At 50.0% G+C, this 1,281-nt stretch carries 1 rRNA gene; it reads right to left on the minus strand.

Annotation, left to right across the window (positions count from 1 at the left end):
- Positions 1–1,161, minus strand: a 23S ribosomal RNA gene (locus tag ACM6IP_RS22725); the annotation flags it as partial.
- Positions 1,162–1,281 lie beyond the last annotated feature (120 nt).

A 1,281-nucleotide genomic window follows, 5' to 3' on the forward strand; every position in this document is an offset into this window, starting at 1 on the left:
TGATACCCGTAGCTTCGGTGTATGGTTTGAGCCCCGTTACATCTTCCGCGCAGGCCGACTCGACTAGTGAGCTATTACGCTTTCTTTAAAGGGTGGCTGCTTCTAAGCCAACCTCCTAGCTGTCTAAGCCTTCCCACATCGTTTCCCACTTAACCATAACTTTGGGACCTTAGCTGACGGTCTGGGTTGTTTCCCTTTTCACGACGGACGTTAGCACCCGCCGTGTGTCTCCCATGCTCGGCACTTGTAGGTATTCGGAGTTTGCATCGGTTTGGTAAGTCGGGATGACCCCCTAGCCGAAACAGTGCTCTACCCCCTACAGTGATACATGAGGCGCTACCTAAATAGCTTTCGAGGAGAACCAGCTATCTCCGAGCTTGATTAGCCTTTCACTCCGATCCACAGGTCATCCGCTAACTTTTCAACGGTAGTCGGTTCGGTCCTCCAGTTAGTGTTACCCAACCTTCAACCTGCCCATGGATAGATCGCCCGGTTTCGGGTCTATTCCCAGCGACTAGACGCCCTATTAAGACTCGCTTTCGCTACGCCTCCCCTATTCGGTTAAGCTCGCCACTGAAAATAAGTCGCTGACCCATTATACAAAAGGTACGCAGTCACCCAACAAAGTGGGCTCCCACTGCTTGTACGCATACGGTTTCAGGATCTATTTCACTCCCCTCTCCGGGGTTCTTTTCGCCTTTCCCTCACGGTACTAGTTCACTATCGGTCAGTCAGTAGTATTTAGCCTTGGAGGATGGTCCCCCCATATTCAGACAAAGTTTCTCGTGCTCCGTCCTACTCGATTTCATGACTAAGAGATTTTCGCGTACAGGGCTATCACCCACTATGGCCGTACTTTCCAGAACGTTCCGCTAATCTCAAAGCCACTTAAGGGCTAGTCCCCGTTCGCTCGCCACTACTAAGGGAATCTCGGTTGATTTCTTTTCCTCAGGGTACTTAGATGTTTCAGTTCCCCTGGTTCGCCTCTTAAGCCTATGTATTCAGCTTAAGATAACCATCTTATGATGGCTGGGTTCCCCCATTCAGACATCTCCGGATCAAAGTCTGTTTGCCGACTCCCCGAAGCTTTTCGCAGGCTACCACGTCTTTCATCGCCTCTGACTGCCAAGGCATCCACCGTATGCGCTTCTTCACTTGACCATATAACCCCAAGCAATCTGGTTATACTATGAAGACGACATTCGCCGAAAATTCGCACTTGCTCATAGAGCAACTCACAAATTTTACCTTAGCCTGATCCGTTACCAGTGAAAGTAACGT

The sequence above is a fragment of the Pseudomonas sp. IT-P176 genome, assembly GCF_949767245.1.
GTDB lineage: Bacteria > Pseudomonadota > Gammaproteobacteria > Pseudomonadales > Pseudomonadaceae > Aquipseudomonas.